This window comes from Gluconobacter sp. P1C6_b (assembly GCF_018811945.1).
Classification (GTDB): domain Bacteria; phylum Pseudomonadota; class Alphaproteobacteria; order Acetobacterales; family Acetobacteraceae; genus Gluconobacter.
Genome location: NZ_JACRVU010000003.1, coordinates 181,535 through 197,082 on the forward strand (window position 1 = coordinate 181,535; position 15,548 = coordinate 197,082).

14 protein-coding genes and 1 pseudogene are annotated in these 15,548 nt (G+C 52.6%); 5 read left to right on the forward strand and 10 right to left on the reverse strand.

Features of this window, described 5'->3' with window-relative positions; translation table 11 throughout:
- Together holA and acs are read left to right on the forward strand one after the other, a co-directional pair.
- Window positions 1–1,002: a DNA polymerase III subunit delta gene (gene holA, locus KP701_RS04035; RefSeq protein WP_215745828.1), complete on the forward strand. Its 1,002-nt coding sequence runs from the start codon at window positions 1–3 to the stop codon at window positions 1,000–1,002.
- Between the two features lie 116 nt (window positions 1,003–1,118).
- Complete coding sequence (acs, locus tag KP701_RS04040) at window positions 1,119–3,026, forward strand: acetate--CoA ligase (protein WP_215745829.1); 1,908 nt, start codon at window positions 1,119–1,121, stop codon at window positions 3,024–3,026.
- A 20-nt stretch (window positions 3,027–3,046) separates the two neighbouring features.
- Here acs and KP701_RS04045 read toward each other — a convergent pair whose 3' ends face one another.
- On the reverse strand, window positions 3,047–3,358 hold the full coding sequence (locus KP701_RS04045; RefSeq protein WP_141351673.1) for a hypothetical protein: 312 nt from the start codon (window positions 3,356–3,358) through the stop codon (window positions 3,047–3,049).
- A 160-nt stretch (window positions 3,359–3,518) separates the two neighbouring features.
- Here KP701_RS04045 and KP701_RS04050 point away from each other — a divergent pair, with 160 nt between their 5' ends.
- The 3 genes from KP701_RS04050 to KP701_RS04060 are packed head-to-tail and all read left to right on the forward strand — an operon-like array spanning window position 3,519 to window position 5,933.
- Window positions 3,519–4,499 carry an AEC family transporter gene (locus KP701_RS04050; RefSeq protein WP_215745831.1) on the forward strand — a complete coding sequence of 327 codons (981 nt, stop codon included), beginning with the start codon at window positions 3,519–3,521 and terminating at the stop codon, window positions 4,497–4,499.
- On the forward strand, window positions 4,496–4,963 hold the full coding sequence (locus KP701_RS04055; RefSeq protein ID WP_215745833.1) for a low molecular weight protein-tyrosine-phosphatase: 468 nt from the start codon (window positions 4,496–4,498) through the stop codon (window positions 4,961–4,963). Before KP701_RS04050 ends, KP701_RS04055 begins: the two co-directional genes overlap by 4 nt.
- A gap of 37 nt (window positions 4,964–5,000) precedes the next feature.
- Entirely contained in the window at window positions 5,001–5,933 is a 933-nt protein-coding gene (locus KP701_RS04060; protein WP_215745834.1) for a 2-hydroxyacid dehydrogenase, read from the forward strand.
- 3 nt (window positions 5,934–5,936) lie between these two features.
- On the opposite strand, the gene KP701_RS04065 is transcribed toward KP701_RS04060, so the two are convergent.
- From KP701_RS04065 to KP701_RS04105, 9 genes and pseudogenes are all read right to left on the reverse strand, one after another.
- A complete protein-coding gene (locus KP701_RS04065) occupies window positions 5,937–6,695 on the reverse strand; it encodes an NAD kinase (protein ID WP_215745835.1) in 759 nt (252 codons plus the stop codon).
- 219 nt (window positions 6,696–6,914) lie between these two features.
- A pseudogene (locus tag KP701_RS04070) lies at window positions 6,915–7,303 on the reverse strand (IS5 family transposase); the annotation flags it as partial.
- A gap of 135 nt (window positions 7,304–7,438) precedes the next feature.
- Entirely contained in the window at window positions 7,439–9,571 is a 2,133-nt protein-coding gene (flhA, locus tag KP701_RS04075) for a flagellar biosynthesis protein FlhA (protein WP_215745837.1), read from the reverse strand.
- 20 nt (window positions 9,572–9,591) lie between these two features.
- A complete protein-coding gene (fliN, locus tag KP701_RS04080) occupies window positions 9,592–9,915 on the reverse strand; it encodes a flagellar motor switch protein FliN (RefSeq protein WP_215745839.1) in 324 nt (107 codons plus the stop codon).
- A gap of 8 nt (window positions 9,916–9,923) precedes the next feature.
- On the reverse strand, window positions 9,924–10,574 hold the full coding sequence (locus KP701_RS04085; RefSeq protein ID WP_215745841.1) for a hypothetical protein: 651 nt from the start codon (window positions 10,572–10,574) through the stop codon (window positions 9,924–9,926).
- Complete coding sequence (locus KP701_RS04090) at window positions 10,574–11,587, reverse strand: flagellar motor switch protein FliG (RefSeq protein WP_215745842.1); 1,014 nt, start codon at window positions 11,585–11,587, stop codon at window positions 10,574–10,576. The genes KP701_RS04085 and KP701_RS04090 overlap by 1 nt, the downstream gene beginning before the upstream one ends.
- Window positions 11,584–13,263 (reverse strand): flagellar basal-body MS-ring/collar protein FliF, encoded by a 1,680-nt coding sequence (gene fliF, locus KP701_RS04095; RefSeq protein ID WP_215745843.1) that lies wholly within the window; start codon window positions 13,261–13,263, stop codon window positions 11,584–11,586. The genes KP701_RS04090 and fliF overlap by 4 nt, the downstream gene beginning before the upstream one ends.
- 174 nt (window positions 13,264–13,437) lie before the next feature.
- Entirely contained in the window at window positions 13,438–14,178 is a 741-nt protein-coding gene (locus tag KP701_RS04100) for a flagellar hook assembly protein FlgD (RefSeq protein ID WP_215745845.1), read from the reverse strand.
- Between the two features lie 15 nt (window positions 14,179–14,193).
- Window positions 14,194–15,447: a flagellar hook-length control protein FliK gene (locus tag KP701_RS04105; protein WP_215745847.1), complete on the reverse strand. Its 1,254-nt coding sequence runs from the start codon at window positions 15,445–15,447 to the stop codon at window positions 14,194–14,196.
- Between the last annotated feature and the right edge of the window lie 101 nt (window positions 15,448–15,548).

Sequence of the window (15,548 nt, forward strand, 5' to 3'; positions counted from 1 at the left end):
GTGAAGATCGACGCACGAAGCATCGGACGGACACTGGCCGATGCCGGATCCTGGCGGGCCATCGTGCTTCATGGCGAAGATACGGGTCTCATTCGTGAGCGTGCCGCACAGGCGGTCAGACTGGTTGCCGGGACGACGGATGACCCCTTCCAGGTGGCGCAGCTGGATCGGGAAACGCAGGACCGGCTCGAAGAAGAGGCCACGGCGCTTTCCCTGATCGGCGGCCGACGGGTAGTCTGGGTGCGTGAGGGTCAGGACAGCCTGGCCCCCCTGTTCAAGCGGGCGCTTGAAACCGAAACGGAAACCCTGATCGTTATCGAGGCGCCCGGGATCACGGCGCGCTCGAAGCTGCGCGCCCTTGCTGAAGCTCACAAGCAGGTCGCGTCCATCGCCTGTTATCCCGAAGAAGGACGCGCCCTCTCCCAGACCGTGACGGATGCTCTCGGTCAGGCCGGTGTGACGATCGACCGCGATGCCCTGATCTGGCTGATGGGCGTGCTTGGCTCCGACCGCAGTGGCGTGCGCGGCGAGATCGAGAAACTTGTTCTGTATGCAGGCGAGAATGGCCGCCTCGATCTGCAGGCCGTTCAGGACTGTGTTGGCGATGCGGGCGGCAATTCCTTGGAAGACGCCGCTTTTTCCGCGCTGTGCGGAAACCGCATGATGGCCGATCAGGCGCTTGAGCGGGCTCTGGCCGATGGTGCCAACCCCGTAGCTGTGGCGCGGACCGTTCTGGGCGTTCTGGTGCGGCTCCAGAAGGTTGCGCAGGGCGTGCAGGATGGTCAGGGGCGGGCCGAGTCCATGAAGGCTCTCAGGCCACCCGTATTCTTCAAGCGGACGGCGGCTTTCAATCAGGCGCTTGACCGATGGCCTCTCGCGGCACTGGCAGCGGCAGCCCGGGAAACGCAGGCGTTCGAACTGGCCTGCAAGCAGAGTGCTTCCCCTGATATGGCGCTGTGCAGGCGGCACATCGCCTCTCTCTGCACCGTCAGGAAAGCCTGAACCGTTCCGGTCAGGAGGGATAGGGGAAATTTTCCTCTATTTCCGATCCTGCAAGCCAAATATAACGATGCGCCCGCTATATGGCGTTCGTCTTTCGTGCGTAAGGTTTCAGGTCCATGTCTCTTTCCTCCCAACCTCATACATTCCGCCTGACTCCGGCGGACTATGGCCATCTGGTGGAACAGGCCACTGTCGCGCCTGAACAGTACTGGGAGCGTGAGAGCACACGACTGATTTGGAGCACCACGCCCAGTCAGGCCCATTGCAGCGAACGCGGCTGGTTTCCGGATGGGGTGCTCAATGCGAGCGTCAACTGCCTGGACCGGCATCTTGAGACGCGCGGCGACCAGAACGCCCTCGTCTGGCAAGCCGAAGAGACCGATCGTGTTGTGACCTTCACCTATCGGACACTCCACGAGCGCGTCTGCCGCATGGCGAACGTGCTGCGCGAGCAGGGCGTGCAGACCGGGGACCGGGTTGCCATTCACCTGCCGTCCGTCCCCGAAGGCCTGATCGCCATGCTCGCCTGCGCGCGGATCGGAGCCATCCACGTGGTTCTTTTCGGCGGGTTTTCTCCGGAAGCGATTGCAGACCGACTGGCTGACAGTGGCGCAGTGCTGGTCATTACTGCCAATATGGGACGCCGCGGCCCCAAACGGATCCCGTTCAAGACGACGCTGGACGCCGCTCTGGACCTCCGTCCGGAAACTCTCGCCGTCAGGCATGTTCTGGTCGTGAGCGTAACGCAGGATGACGTTGATCTGACGGCGGGACGTGACATGTGGCTGACGCCCCTTCTGGATGAGGCATCGGCCGACTGCACTGCGCAGCACATGCCGGCCTCGGCCCCGCTGTTCCTGCTGTACACCTCGGGCAGCACCGGAAAGCCCAAAGGGATCGTACATGGCACGGGCGGCTATCTGGTCTGGGCGTCCTACACCCATGAACTGGTTTTCGACCATCAGGAAGGCGACATCTTCTGGTGCACGGCCGATATCGGCTGGATCACCGGGCATACCTATGGCGTTTATGGCCCCCTGCTGAATGGTGGGACGATTCTGCTGTTTGAAGGCATGCCGTCCTATCCGGGACCGGGCCGCTGGTGGAGCGTCATTCAGGACCACAAGGTCACGACATTCTATACGTCTCCCACCGCGATCCGGGCCCTCATGCGCGAAGGGGATGAGGTTGTGCAGCGTCATGATCTCTCCTCCCTGCGCGTTCTGGGGACTGTCGGCGAACCCATCAGCCAGGAGGCCTGGTCCTGGTTCAATGACCATGTCGGTGGCGGGCGCTGCGCTTTCGTCGATACCTGGTGGCAGACGGAAAGCGGTGGGATCATGATTTCGCCCGTTCCGGGCGCCGTCCGGGAGAAGCCGGCCTCCGCCACGCTCCCCCTGCCCGGCGTCCATCCGGTTCTTCTGGACGAACGCGGTGCTCCGAAAGAAGGCGCAACGGAAGGTGTGCTGTGCCTCAGGGGTTCCTGGCCCGGCCGGGCCCTCACGATCTGGAATGATGCTGCCCTTTTCGAGCGCACCTATCTTCAGCCCTATCCCGGCTACTATTTCACGGGTGACGGCGCACGGCGTGACGAGGACGGGTATTACTGGATCACCGGGCGCGTTGACGACGTGATCAACGTCTCCGGACACCGGATCGGTTCTGCCGAAATCGAAGACGCACTGGCGACTGAACTGGCCATTGCAGAGAGTGCTGCGATCGGCGTTCCGCATGACCTCAAGGGACAGGGGATCGTCGTCTATGTCGTCCCGCGCGATAACGCGCCCGAGGATCTTCACGTCCGGGCCGCGAAGGCCATTACGTCAAAAGTGGGCCGCTATGCGGCGCCGGAGCGCATCCATGTCGTACCGGACCTTCCCAAGACCCGCTCGGGGAAAAGCGTTCGTCGCCTGCTTCGCAAGATTGCCTGCGGAGAGACCGAAGGATTTGGTGATCTCTCCACCCTCGCTGATCCTGAAATCGTCGCAACGCTGATCGCGCTGATCCAGGTACCCAAAAGCTGACTTGTCAGCCCTGACAGGGTTCAGACATCGGTCGTGCCGCCCGATGTCTGAACCGGAATGAGCGCGTCGCTCAGGAACCCGAAGACAACATGCATGAAATAGACGGAAAAAGCCGCGACCAGCAGCACGGCAAACAGCCGTCCGAAAATCCTGAACGATGCCACAATCAGCGCCCCCAGGAGCAGGAACAGTAGCACCGTCTGTGAGTTTCCCTGTATCCCGAGACTGGCCAGAACGCTGCGGGCCATGACCTCGATGATCGCCACACCGGCCACAACCACGCCCAGCAGTCCGAGGATCAGACCCCACAACGTATCGAGTATGGATTGCATCACGTGATCTGGCACCGATTGAAAGAGGACAAGATCACTCCACAAAGCCATTCTCCGCGGCTCCGGTCAACTGTCATCTGCCATGGGGATAGACGAATGTTGGAGCGACCGTTACGAAAGGTGATCCTTTCCTGACCGGATTTTCTGACATGGATCATCAATGACGAATTCGCCTGCCCTGCTGCTGACGATCGTTCAGTCCATTCTCCCGATTCTTGTAACGCTGGGATTTGGCTATTTCGCGGCATACCGAAAGGATTTCGATGCCCAGCAGGCTGGTGTTCTGACACGTCTGGTCATGCTCTACGCACTTCCCCTGGAACTGCTGGCATCCATTCTCAGTACGCCCCGTAATCAGGTTCTGGCAGCGGGGCCGGTGGCAGCCCTGATCCTGCTCGCCATGATCGGCGGCTATGGCCTGATCTTTGCCATCCTGCGCGGACTGCTCAAACGCCGTCTGGGCGAAGCGGCCCTGATCGCGATGACCATTACAGGCCCCTCCGTTCCCTTCATAGGTATTCCCGTCCTGGGACAGATTTTCGGGCCGGCGAGTTCGGTGCCGATTTCAATCGCGTCCCTGGCCATGAATCTGGTTCAGCTTCCCATCACCCTTATCCTGATGGGACATGACCGCGGCACCCGCCATCGCGTGGAGACTGAAGGGGAAGCCCGGAACGAACTCCGCGAGCTTCTGGGGCATCTGATGCATTCCTGCCGGGAGCCGGTCGTCTGGGTTCCGATGATGGCGCTTGTCCTGGTCAGTGCCGGCGCCTTCCTGCCACAGTTTCTGAAGGGCTCGCTTCAGCTGCTCGGCCGCACGACAGGTGGCGCGGCACTGTTCGCATCAGGCGTGGTGCTCTTCACGCGTCAAGTAAAATTCAGCCCTCTGGTCGGCGTGATCGTCAGCGTCCGGAATATCATTATTCCCGGAATCATCTATGTGCTGGCCCGTCTGTGGCATCTTCCCCTGCCCGCACTTCAGGAGAGCGTCCTGACGATGGCGATCCCCAGTGCGTCGATCAACGTCATCCTTGCCATGCGCTATCATGTTCTGGAACGTGAAATTGCATCCGTTCTGTTCTTTGGAACGTTAAGTTCAATCTTCACGATGGCATTTTTCATTTGGCTGACAGGTGCATGACCAGTTTTCTTTTCGTATGTACGGGCAATATCTGCCGCTCACCTCTGGCCGAACTGGCCATGCGCCGCGAAGCCAGCCTTCGCGGACTGACCCTCGATATCGACTCTGCGGCAACCGGACGCTGGAATCTCGGCGAGGCTCCTGACCCCCGTGCCCGTGTCGTCGCGTCCAGACAGGGTCTGGATGCGTCACCGCTTCGGGCACGCCTGGTCACCGAAGAAGACTTCGACCGGTTTGACCACGTCATTGCGATGGACCGCTCCCATCTCGCCATCCTCAGACAGATGCGCCCTCACCAGTCAAAAGCGCGCCTTTCCCTGATGCTGGATCATATTCCCACCCGTGCCGGACAGGACGTCATCGACCCCTATTACGGTCCGGATGAAGGGTTCGTAACGACATGGGAGGACGTCGAGGCCGCTTGTGCAGCCCTTGCCAGAACAGTTCTTGGTCCCCGCCTCTGAAGCTTATAGCTTGAGCGGAACAGAAATGGAGATTCCCATGTCATCCAAACCTGACATTCTGACGATTGATCCCCTCGTGCCGGTCATGAAGGAAAGGCTGGAGAAATCGTTTACACTCCACCCCTATACATCGCTGGAAAACCTGAAGAGCATTGCTCCTGCCATTCGCGGGATCACGACAGGTGGCGGATCCGGGGTTCCTTCCGAAATCATGGACGCCCTGCCCAATCTTGAAGTCATTTCCGTTAACGGTGTGGGCACGGACCGCATCAATCTTGATGAAGCAAGACGCCGCAACATCGGGGTCGCCACAACCCAGAACACCCTGACGGACGACGTGGCCGACATGGCTGTCGCGCTGATGATGACAGTGATGCGGGGTATCGTAACGAACGATGCCTTCGTCCGTGCTGGAAAATGGCCTTCAGCCACGCCTCCCCTCGGACGAAGCCTGACACGGAAAAAAGTGGGCATCGCAGGATTTGGACATATCGGCCAGGCGATTGCCAAACGCGTCTCGGCGTTCGGAATGGAGGTGGCCTACTTCAACTCACACGCCCGACCTGAAAGCACTTGCCACTTCGAGCCTGATCTGAAGGCGCTGGCAACCTGGTGCGACGTCCTGATCCTGGCGGTCTCAGGCGGTCCACGGTCCGCCAACATGATCGACAGGGACATCCTGAATGCTCTGGGCAAGGACGGCTTCCTGGTCAATATCGCGCGAGGAACAGTAGTGGACGAAGCAGCACTTCTAAGCGCCCTGCAGGAAAAACGCATCGCCGGCGCCGGACTGGACGTTTTCCAGAACGAACCGAATATCAATCCGGCTTTTCTAAGCCTGCCCAACACCGTTCTGCAGGCCCATCAGGCATCGGCCACAGTCGAAACCAGAACAGCCATGGCTCATCTGGTCGTGGACAACCTCATTGCCTATTTCACCGACAAAACCCTGCTTACGCCCGTAATCTAAGACCTATGCCACGAACTGTTCGGCAATGATCCGCTCTGAAAGGCCGTGATCAGGATCGAACAGGATCGTGGCTTTCCGGGAGCGGTCTTCCCGAACAACAACCTCCGCCACATCACGGATTTCGGTAAAATCCGCTACAGCCGCTGTTGCCCTCTTCTCGGTATCAAGCAGTGTCAATTTAACGACTGCGCTCGACGGCAGCAGAGCCCCCCGCCAACGACGAGGCCGAAAAGCGGAAATTGGTGTAAGAGGAAGAATATTGGCGCTCAAAGGCACAATAGGTCCGTGGGCGGACAGGTTGTAAGCTGTCGAACCGGCCGGTGTGGAAACGATTATGCCGTCACAAATCAGTTCTTCAAGTCGCAACCGACCATCTATTTCTATCCGGATACGGGACGTCTGACGTGTCTGACGGAAAAGAAACACATCATTGAATGCCAGTGCGCTTTTGACTTCTCCCTCCACTGTCGTAGCGGTCATGTGCAGTGGGTGAAGAACCGAAGGCTGAGCATTTTCGAGACGCTTTAAAAGGTCCCCCTCATCGGCAGCATTCATCAAGAATCCAACCGTTCCATAATTCATGCCGTAAATGGCTATGCTTTTATCCAGAACCTTGTGCAGGGCCTCGAGCATGAAACCGTCCCCTCCCAGACAGACCACAACATCTGCCTCGTGAAGCCGCACATTTCCATATTTCTGTGAAAGTCGGGCCAGCGCAGCTTGGGCGCTGTCAGTGGAAGAGGCAACAAAATGAATTTTCATAACAAAATCGTATCAGCCTGAAATCAGCAGAGATCATTTTCCCTATTCCCGGACTCCTTAGCAGATGAACGGCTTGAAGGAGCATTATTTTTCAGAGCCAACAGTAGGATCGAAAATCGAATACCAGATCTGAGAACGCTCACCCACACGCCACTGGCCGAGCTTTAAAGCAGAGTGACATCAGAAATATCTGCATTTCTCAGAACTGGATCGACAACAAAAGCTCAGCGGTCGTCCGTTCTGATCGGTGACCGCATGCAGCCTGGTGTTCATCCCGCCTTTCGTGCGACCGATCAGGCGGCCTGGATCCCCTTTTTTAGCCGCAGGCTCGAAGCCGTGCGGTGCGCCTTGAGATACGTCGCATCAATCATAATCGTCTGAGGCTCGGTTTTCGCAGCAGACAGGCCATCCATCATCCGCATGAAAATGCCCATGTCGTCCCAACGCTTCCGATGGTTGTAGAGCGTCTTGTGCGGACCGTATTCCCGGGGCGTATCACACCAACGCATACCATTGCGATTCACAAAAATGATGCCGCTCAGCACGCGGCGGTCATCAACTCAGAGTTTACCATGGCTCTTCGGAAAAAAGGGCCGCAGACGCTCCATCTGTTCATTCGTCAGCTAAAACAGGTCGCTCATCTTCAGTCTCCTCACAGAGCCTGAAACAGTTTTTCGCAATCAAATCAATGGGTCCTGAGCCTAAACAACTCAGGTCGGCCACCCCAAAGTATAATAAATTTATTATATTGATCCAATAGTACGTATTTTAACGCGTGGGAAAATTTCCTCTTGCGCCAAAACACTTATAGAAGGCTGCACACGCTCTATTATACGCCGTATGGGAAGGCGTATACTTCTCGAAACCAATATTACTGGCACCTCTGCTTGCTTGGAGGCACTATCAAGACAGAATTTAACGCGAGAAACGAATTCATTCATTTTTGACGGCGAAAAATTAATCTGCTTTTCTTCGCCCGAATTAGACAAATGATCCAAAATAAACATCTCCCAGTCAGGACTGAGGGTCACAATGGGGATATATCCCTGAGGTCCAAGGACTGATGAGCTGATTTGACGAGCCAGCCTGATCCGAACATGCGCAACTAACGCTGAAACAGTTTTTAATCCTTGGCTACATCCCTCCTGCAAAGCTTCCAAAATACTAACCAGATCACGGATTGATACCCGCTCTTCAAGAAGGGACTGCAGAGTTCTTTGTATTACACTCACTGAAATCTGAGAGGGAACCAGATCTACGACCAATTTCTGCTGCTCTCTAGGCATCTCATCCAGCAGTTTTTGCGTCTCCGAATAAGAAAGAAGATCTGGCATATTATCTTTAACCAATTCGGTTAAATGCGTGATGATTACACTTGCAGGATCAACAACAGTATATCCCTGAACAATGGCATTCTCCCGCAAATTTTGATCTATCCACAATGCAGGCAAACCAAAAGCTGGTTCTTTGGTTTTTTCTCCCTCGAGATTTGGCTCTCCACCCCGTGGATCCATCGCTAAAAGCTTATTCAGTCTGACTTCACCATGACCAACCTCTATCTCCTTAATAGAAACAGAATAAGAATCAGGCGGCAAAAGCAGGTTATCTTGGATGCGAACAGGCGGAAGGACAAAACCCATATCGCTTGCAATTGTTCGGCGAAGTATTTTTATTTTTTCTGTTAAGCGCGTCCCCTCACCGCTTGCTATCGCCAACAAATTAAAGCCCAATTCCAGTCTCAAAAGATCTACCTTCAAGCTTTCCGAAATGGGAAACTCTGCGGGAACAGAATTTTCGGGAACTACAACGGAATCTCCATCATTATCCGTATCAACAACAGGCGTCCGGTACCTTATCCAAGCCGCTCCCCCCGCCAAAACAGCTAGAAACAAAAAGGGAAATGTCGGCAAACCTGGTATTAACGCCAACACCACTGCCGAGCCGGAAGCCAGGGCAAGCGGTTTAGAATTACCACCTAATTGACGGACAAGAGCAACGTCAGCTCCTCCTTCAGTCCCCCCCGTTGTTACGACAATACCTGAGGCTGTAGAAACCAACAGGGCTGGGATTTGCGAAACAAGGCCATCACCTATCGTCAACGTCGTAAACGAGGTAGCTGCATCTGCTATCTGCATACCGTGGCGAACAACACCTATAGTTAATCCGCCTACAATATTGATAGCGGTTATAATTAGACTAGCAATTGCATCTCCTCGCACGAATTTGGCCGCACCATCCATCGCGCCATAAAAACCACTTTCTTCTTCAAGTTCTCTACGTTTTTTACGTGCGACAGAATCAGTAATAGCACCTGAAGATAGTTCAGCATCAATTGCCATTTGTTTTCCCGGCATGGAATCCAGAGAAAACCTGGCCGCAACCTCGGCAATACGTCCCGAACCTTTTGTAATAACCATAAAGTTAACAACCAGAAGTATCGAGAACAAGATAGCCCCGATAACTACGTCTCCGCCCATCAAGAAGCCACCAAAAGCCGCAACAACATGGCCAGCGGCATAGGTGCCTTCATATCCGTGGCTCAGAATCAAACGTGTGGTTGCCACCTCGAGTGAGAGTCTGAGTAGAGTTGTCAGTAGAAGAAGTGTAGGAAAAGATGTGAAATCAAGCGGCTTATTTAAAAATAATGCCACCATCAGAACCAGAATGGACAATGTAACCGACAACGACAATCCGACGTCTAAAACAAACGTCGGAAGAGGCAGAACCAGTATCGACAACAGTGCAGAGACAGAGAGAGCAAGCCCGATATCTGAGCCAGGAACCCATTTTTTTAAAGCAAGCACGCTCTGAGGAATGTTATTTGATGAAAAAATTCTTCCGACCTCGGAAGAGAAACTTTTTTTTATATTATTCATTTTTCTTCCGATATGGTTTTTTAATTTTCTGACTTCACGATTTCAGTCATGGTTACGCCTAAACGCGTCTCATCCACCATGACTACCTCGCCTCTTGCAATTAAGCGATTATTGACAAGAATATCGATTGGATCTCCAATCTTCCGGTCCAACTCCACTACAGCCCCTCGCCCCAGCTTCAACAATTGGTTTATCGGCATTGTAGCTCGCCCCAATACTGCACTTACTGTAACAGGTATGTCATAAATAGCCTGTAAATCGTTAGGCGTCTTATCCCCTGAAATTTCTTCTTTTGAAAACTGTTCTCTTTCTACACTGAAATCATCTTCATCTTTATCCAGCATTTTTTTTCCTATTTTTCATGAGAGAGCGAGAGAATTTCTGACGTTATTTCAGAAACAACTTTATCCGCATTGCGAACAAACAGACCTGTATCCCAAGAAATCTTAAAATCTCCGCCTTTCTTCGTTTCATCCACAATAATATTTATTGTTTTTTGTGTGGATTCTCTAAAGCATCCTTCTATTTTTTCAGAAAGTTCTTGAGAACAAGTTAATTCTAATTGGAATTTATCTTTCATGAATAAATTAATTTTTTCGATCGTTCGCTTTGCCTCTTCTACTCCACATTTCATCAAAAGCTCCGGAAACAAATTCATAAGAATTTTTAGAAAGAAAGACGTAACCTGCTTGGAAATATCCTTCTCTATAATTTTTATATTATCATATATTTCATATATTTCTTTTTTTATTTCATTTTTATAAAAATTCTCTATGCTTATCTTTTCATCATCAAATAATTTTTTTCCTAATAATTTTCCTTTTTGTATTCCTTTTTGATAAGATTCTTCTAAAAGCTCATCAGATAGCGTATTATTGTCTTCACTCTCGGTGGACGAGGGTATATTGTCTTTTTTCTCTACATTGTCTGGTAAGACCCTATCAAAGTCCTCCGCGTAGAGAATTCCAGAAGCATTATTTCCTGCTGAGAAATTGTGGGCCATTAGACAATCATCTCATTTCCAGGCTGTTCTTGATCAATCAGATCAATTTCGCCTCGGTCCACAAGATCTTTCGCAATAACAAGAATTTGGTTCTGCGCAGTATCAACATCTTTTACTCTCACAGGACCCAAATCTTCAATTTCATCCATAAGAATACGGCCTGCACGCTCCGACATGGAAGCAAGAAATGCCTGTCTCAATTTATCGCTTGCACCTTTAAGTGCTAGCGGAAGGCTTTCCCGAGGTATCTGATTCAGCAACACTATCAAACTCTCACTGGAAATATTGACGAGTTCCTCAAAAGTAAACATAAGACTTTTAATCTGCTCGGCATCATCCTGACTTCGCTCTTCCAGAGCAGTCATAAATCTACCTTCAATGCGCCTGTCAAAATTGTTGAATATATCTGCCAGAACCTCATGACTATTACGGTTTATTCCACGCGGAATATTTGATACAAATTCCGATCTCAGTGTCTTTTCAACGCTTTGAAGAACGTTTTTCTGTATTGTTTCCGTTTTAAGCATTCTCATCATGATATCTAATGAAAATTCTTCCGGGAAAAGCGCCAGAACTTTAGCTGCATGAGAAGGTTTGATCCGACTCAATATAACGGCGACAGTCTGTGGGTATTCATTTTTCAAATAATTCGCGAGAACGGTCTCTGATACATTACCGAGCTTATCCCACATTGTACGCCCGGCAGGCCCACGGATTTCTTCCATGATTGCTGCAGCCCGATTGGCGGGAAGAGCATTTTTGAGAAGTTTTTCCGTACTTTCCAGATCTCCCACTACACCTTCAGCAGACCCCAAACCCTGACTAAATTCGTGGCATATTTTTTCGACGGTATTTGACGAAACAATACCCAGCTGAGCCATTGCAGATGAAATTTCTCTGATTTCTTCCTCATGCATCTGCTCGAACAAACGAGAACAATTTTCTTCGCCCAGGGCCATCATCAGAATGGCTGCTTTTTGTGCGCCGGAGATATTCTTTTCCATATCCATCATCCTCCCGCTCCTTCTTGAGAAGGCATCAACCATCCCCTTACCAAGGCAATACTTTCAGATGGATGAGTTTCTACAAGATCTACGACCTTTTGAACGGAAGAAGCTCTAATCCTTCCCTGTACCCCACTGACAGAGACTGTTTCTTCATCAAGAGGTTCAGCATTTACATAAGCGGCCTCGAGCATAGGAGTTCCCGCTCTCTCGGACTGACTGTCGGGCAGATAAACAGTCCCTTGCGAAGAAAGATCGGCACCCGGGATACGGGCTTCAGAAGCGGCAAAATTGAGCAATTTTCCAGAGCTGGACTCTCCAATCGGCCGGAGTAATGGTCGCACGACAAAGAACAGAACCATCGCCAGGCAAGCTGCGAATAATCCAAATCTTATCGCCTCCATCTGATTTGAATGGGTGAAAAACTTGCTCCAACCGGAGGCCTCTGGCTTCATTTCCATGTCCATATCCGTAAATTTCATGGACATTACGGTGACTACGTCACCTCTGCTCTGATCGAAGCCAACAGCACTTTTTGTCAACGCAGTCAGTCGGCCAAGTTCTTCCTGATTGCGCGGCTGCCATGAAGCGTGGCCTTTTCCATCAGACTGGCTGATACCATCGACCATGACGGCCATACTGATACGAGCAATACGTGGCTGATCCTGTATCAGAGTCCGGACTGTCTTACTTATCTCATAATTATTTATTTGTTCCTGCCGGTTGCTCTGACTTCCATTCTGCTGCTGTCCCGCATTGGCGTTCGGAAGATTATTTGACACCGTCGTGTTGGTGGAGCCTTGGGTATTGATACTTTTTTCTGTCTTGGTCTGTTGCGATCGCAGAACCTGCTGGTCGGGATCATAATTTTCCTGGGTTTCCCGAACATGATCGTTATTCATGGTGACACTGGCTTCTACACGCACATGTCCAGGCCCCAGTGAAGATCCCAGCAGATCCTCGACTTCACGCGCGATACGCTGTTCAATCAATTGCCGCTGCTCTTCCGCCGACTGACCGCCATTTGAGTTTCCTTCTCCCTGCTTAAGAAGAACATGACCACGATTGTCGATCAGGGAGATGTTGTGGACGTCCAGCCCGGGAACCGCGGCGGAAACCAGGTTAACGACTGCGGCAATGTTTTCCTCATCCAGCCGACGTCCACTATCCATTGAAAGAAGGACGCTCGCCTGAGCATTCTGCTCGTCTGTTGAAAAAAGCTCCCTGTGACGCAGCACAAGATGCACCCTGGCGTTCCGGACACCATGGATCAGACGGATTGAACGTTCCAGTTCACCCTCGAGTGCACGAGTTTCATTGATCGTCTGTTCGAATTGCGTGGCGGTAAAGCTGTTGCCCTTGTCGAATATCTCGTATCCGACAGACCCGCCTGATGGCAGGCCACTTTGAGCCAGAAGCAATCTGGCACGTGCAACGTCGTCATCAGGCACCATGATCGTGCTGCCCTGATCCTGAAGACGATATTTGATGTGGGCTTTTGCAAGCTGCTCTACGATTTCACCCGCTTCATGCGCTTCCAGATCACGGTAAAGCAGGCCGTTTGTGGCGTTGACCCCATGAAGGACAAGAACGCCAAGCAGGACCAGCATTGCAACGCCAACGCCGCCAAGAGCAGCCAGACGTGGCAGGCCCAACTGCTTGAGGTTTGCTAGAAGCGCTTTCACCGGCTGCTCTCTTTCCGGTTTTTCAGTGAATCGTCATCCTGGCGACTCTCTTTAGAAAAACCTTCCTGCACTGCCCACATGAGCACTTACCCCTAAACCCAACTGTCAATAACGCTGATTGTGGAGCAAAAAGGTTAACGTACGCCTAACAATGAGCATTATCAGTCGCTGGAATCAGGTGGTCGAAAATCCGGTCAGATCGCTCATGTCAATAGTAGCATCCCCCATATCAATATTAACGCCCGTTGTTCCCTTTGAAACACCAGTGACAGTCCCCGTTATCGTGGTCGGAAGAGCAACGCCGGTACCATCAGTAGAGCTTCCCTCTACAGCAACCGTATAAGCGCCATCGCTCAACTGCGTACCGCTGTTGTTTTTGCCGTCCCATGTCCAGGTATTTGTTCCCGCGGACGCATTGACTGTTTCGGACTTCACGACCGTACCTGTACTATCCGTCACGGCAATCGCGACATCTTCTGCCTGCGGCGCGGTAAACGACAGGGATGCAGAACCGCTCTGAAGCGGCAGACTGGAGCTGCTTGCAGTTGTCGTCTTACCGATCAGGCTGACCGCTGAAGCCATCTGGTTGTCCTGCGTCGCGGAAATCAGGCTGGTCAGATTTGTATTGGTCTCGACCTGCTGCTGAACACCGGCAAACTGAGCGAGCTCGGCCGTGAAGGAATCAGTGCTGGTTGGGTTACTGGGGTCCTGATGTTGCAGCTGTGTTGTAAGCAGCGTGAGGAACTGGTTGAAATTCCCTCCCAGAGATGACAGCGAACTGCTCGAACTGCTGGCACTCGTTGACGTACTGGAAGAAGCAGCGGCTGCATTTGCTGCCGCATTGCTTTTCGCGGCCGCAATGGCCTGGCTTAAAAGCGACGTACTGGCGGTCGTGGTGCCAACTGAAGAAACCATGTTTCGAATCCTATGTTAGACGGTGAGATCGACGACGCCACGCAGAAATCGGCGTTCAGGGACTGGAGCATCAGTCGCAGATGAGGTCCCCCTTGCCCCCCCTCCTGACTGGTTATTGCTTTCCTGCCGCTCATCCTGGGATGACATGCCCAGGAAAGAGGGTTGTGAAAGACTGATCTGGATATCCGGGGGGATGATGCTCTGCGAGGCAGTCACGGAAACGGCACTTTGCGCCAGGCTTTCGAGCAATGTATCGCGGTCGTCTTTGAGTGACTGGTAGACTTCCGGATTGTCCGTATTGATGTGGATCCGCTGCTCCCTGGCAGCCGTTTCACCAATTTCTACATGGACTTTTTCGTGGTGGCCGACATTCATTTCAATATGAGTTGTCGTGCTCCCGTTACTGTTCTTCTGATAGAGCAAAGGCTGCTGCTCATCATGACGGAAGACCTGTTCATTATTGTCTGCCGTCGCTGAAGCATTTTCTGACTGAGCGGCATGAGACGTCTCGACTGCTGAATCAGTAGATGTTTTCTCCGCGGATACAGAGTCCTGTTGAAATGCCGGAACGCTCTCTGCTGCCGTCGTCACATCCGAAACAGTATTTTCTTTTACTTCTGCAATATCCTGTTTTTCTGCTGAAAATCTGGTGTCTTTCTGAGTGGATGCTTCGATCCCACCTGTTTCTGAATTCGACTGTGCGGCGTCAGCTAATGACACGTGGTCTTTCTGCCCCACATCGTCCGCAGCAGCGACGTTCGATCCAGCCACAGGGATATTTACCTGTGACGATGCACTCTCCGCTGAATGTTCATCGACAGCCTCAACCCCCTCATCCTGCGTCAGGGCAGGTTTTTCTGCCTTCTGCCCATCAGCAACCGAACATTTGTCACTGCTCTTTTCTGCATTCGTTGGAGACGCCTTCTGCCGCCCATCCCCGACGACTTTTTGAGACTGTCCCTTATTAGCTACCATGGCGCTCGTCTGAGCAGCATGGAGCGACACAGTATTCTGAGCTGTTGCACTGACCTGCTTCGCAGCAGCAGACTGCTGCTGCGGACTTGCAGCTTCGTTGCGCTTCGGGGCGGCGGCCATTCCAGAACTGGTTTTCTGACCCTGGGTCTGATCCTTCTCCACGGATGAGGCTGCGGCCGCTTTTATGGCGCGGGGCTTGTCTGTTGACGCTTTCTGGCTGTCATCTGCATGTGCAGGGGTTTTCTGGTGCACATAGCTATCCAGAAAATCGCGAAAACGCTCATTCGACGCCATCTGGGTTTGCGGTAGGGTTGCGAGCCGCCCTGCCCCCGTTGTCGTTACAACTGCGGATGTCGTGACATGTGACAAAACTCTGTGCCTCCGGATCCGCTGAC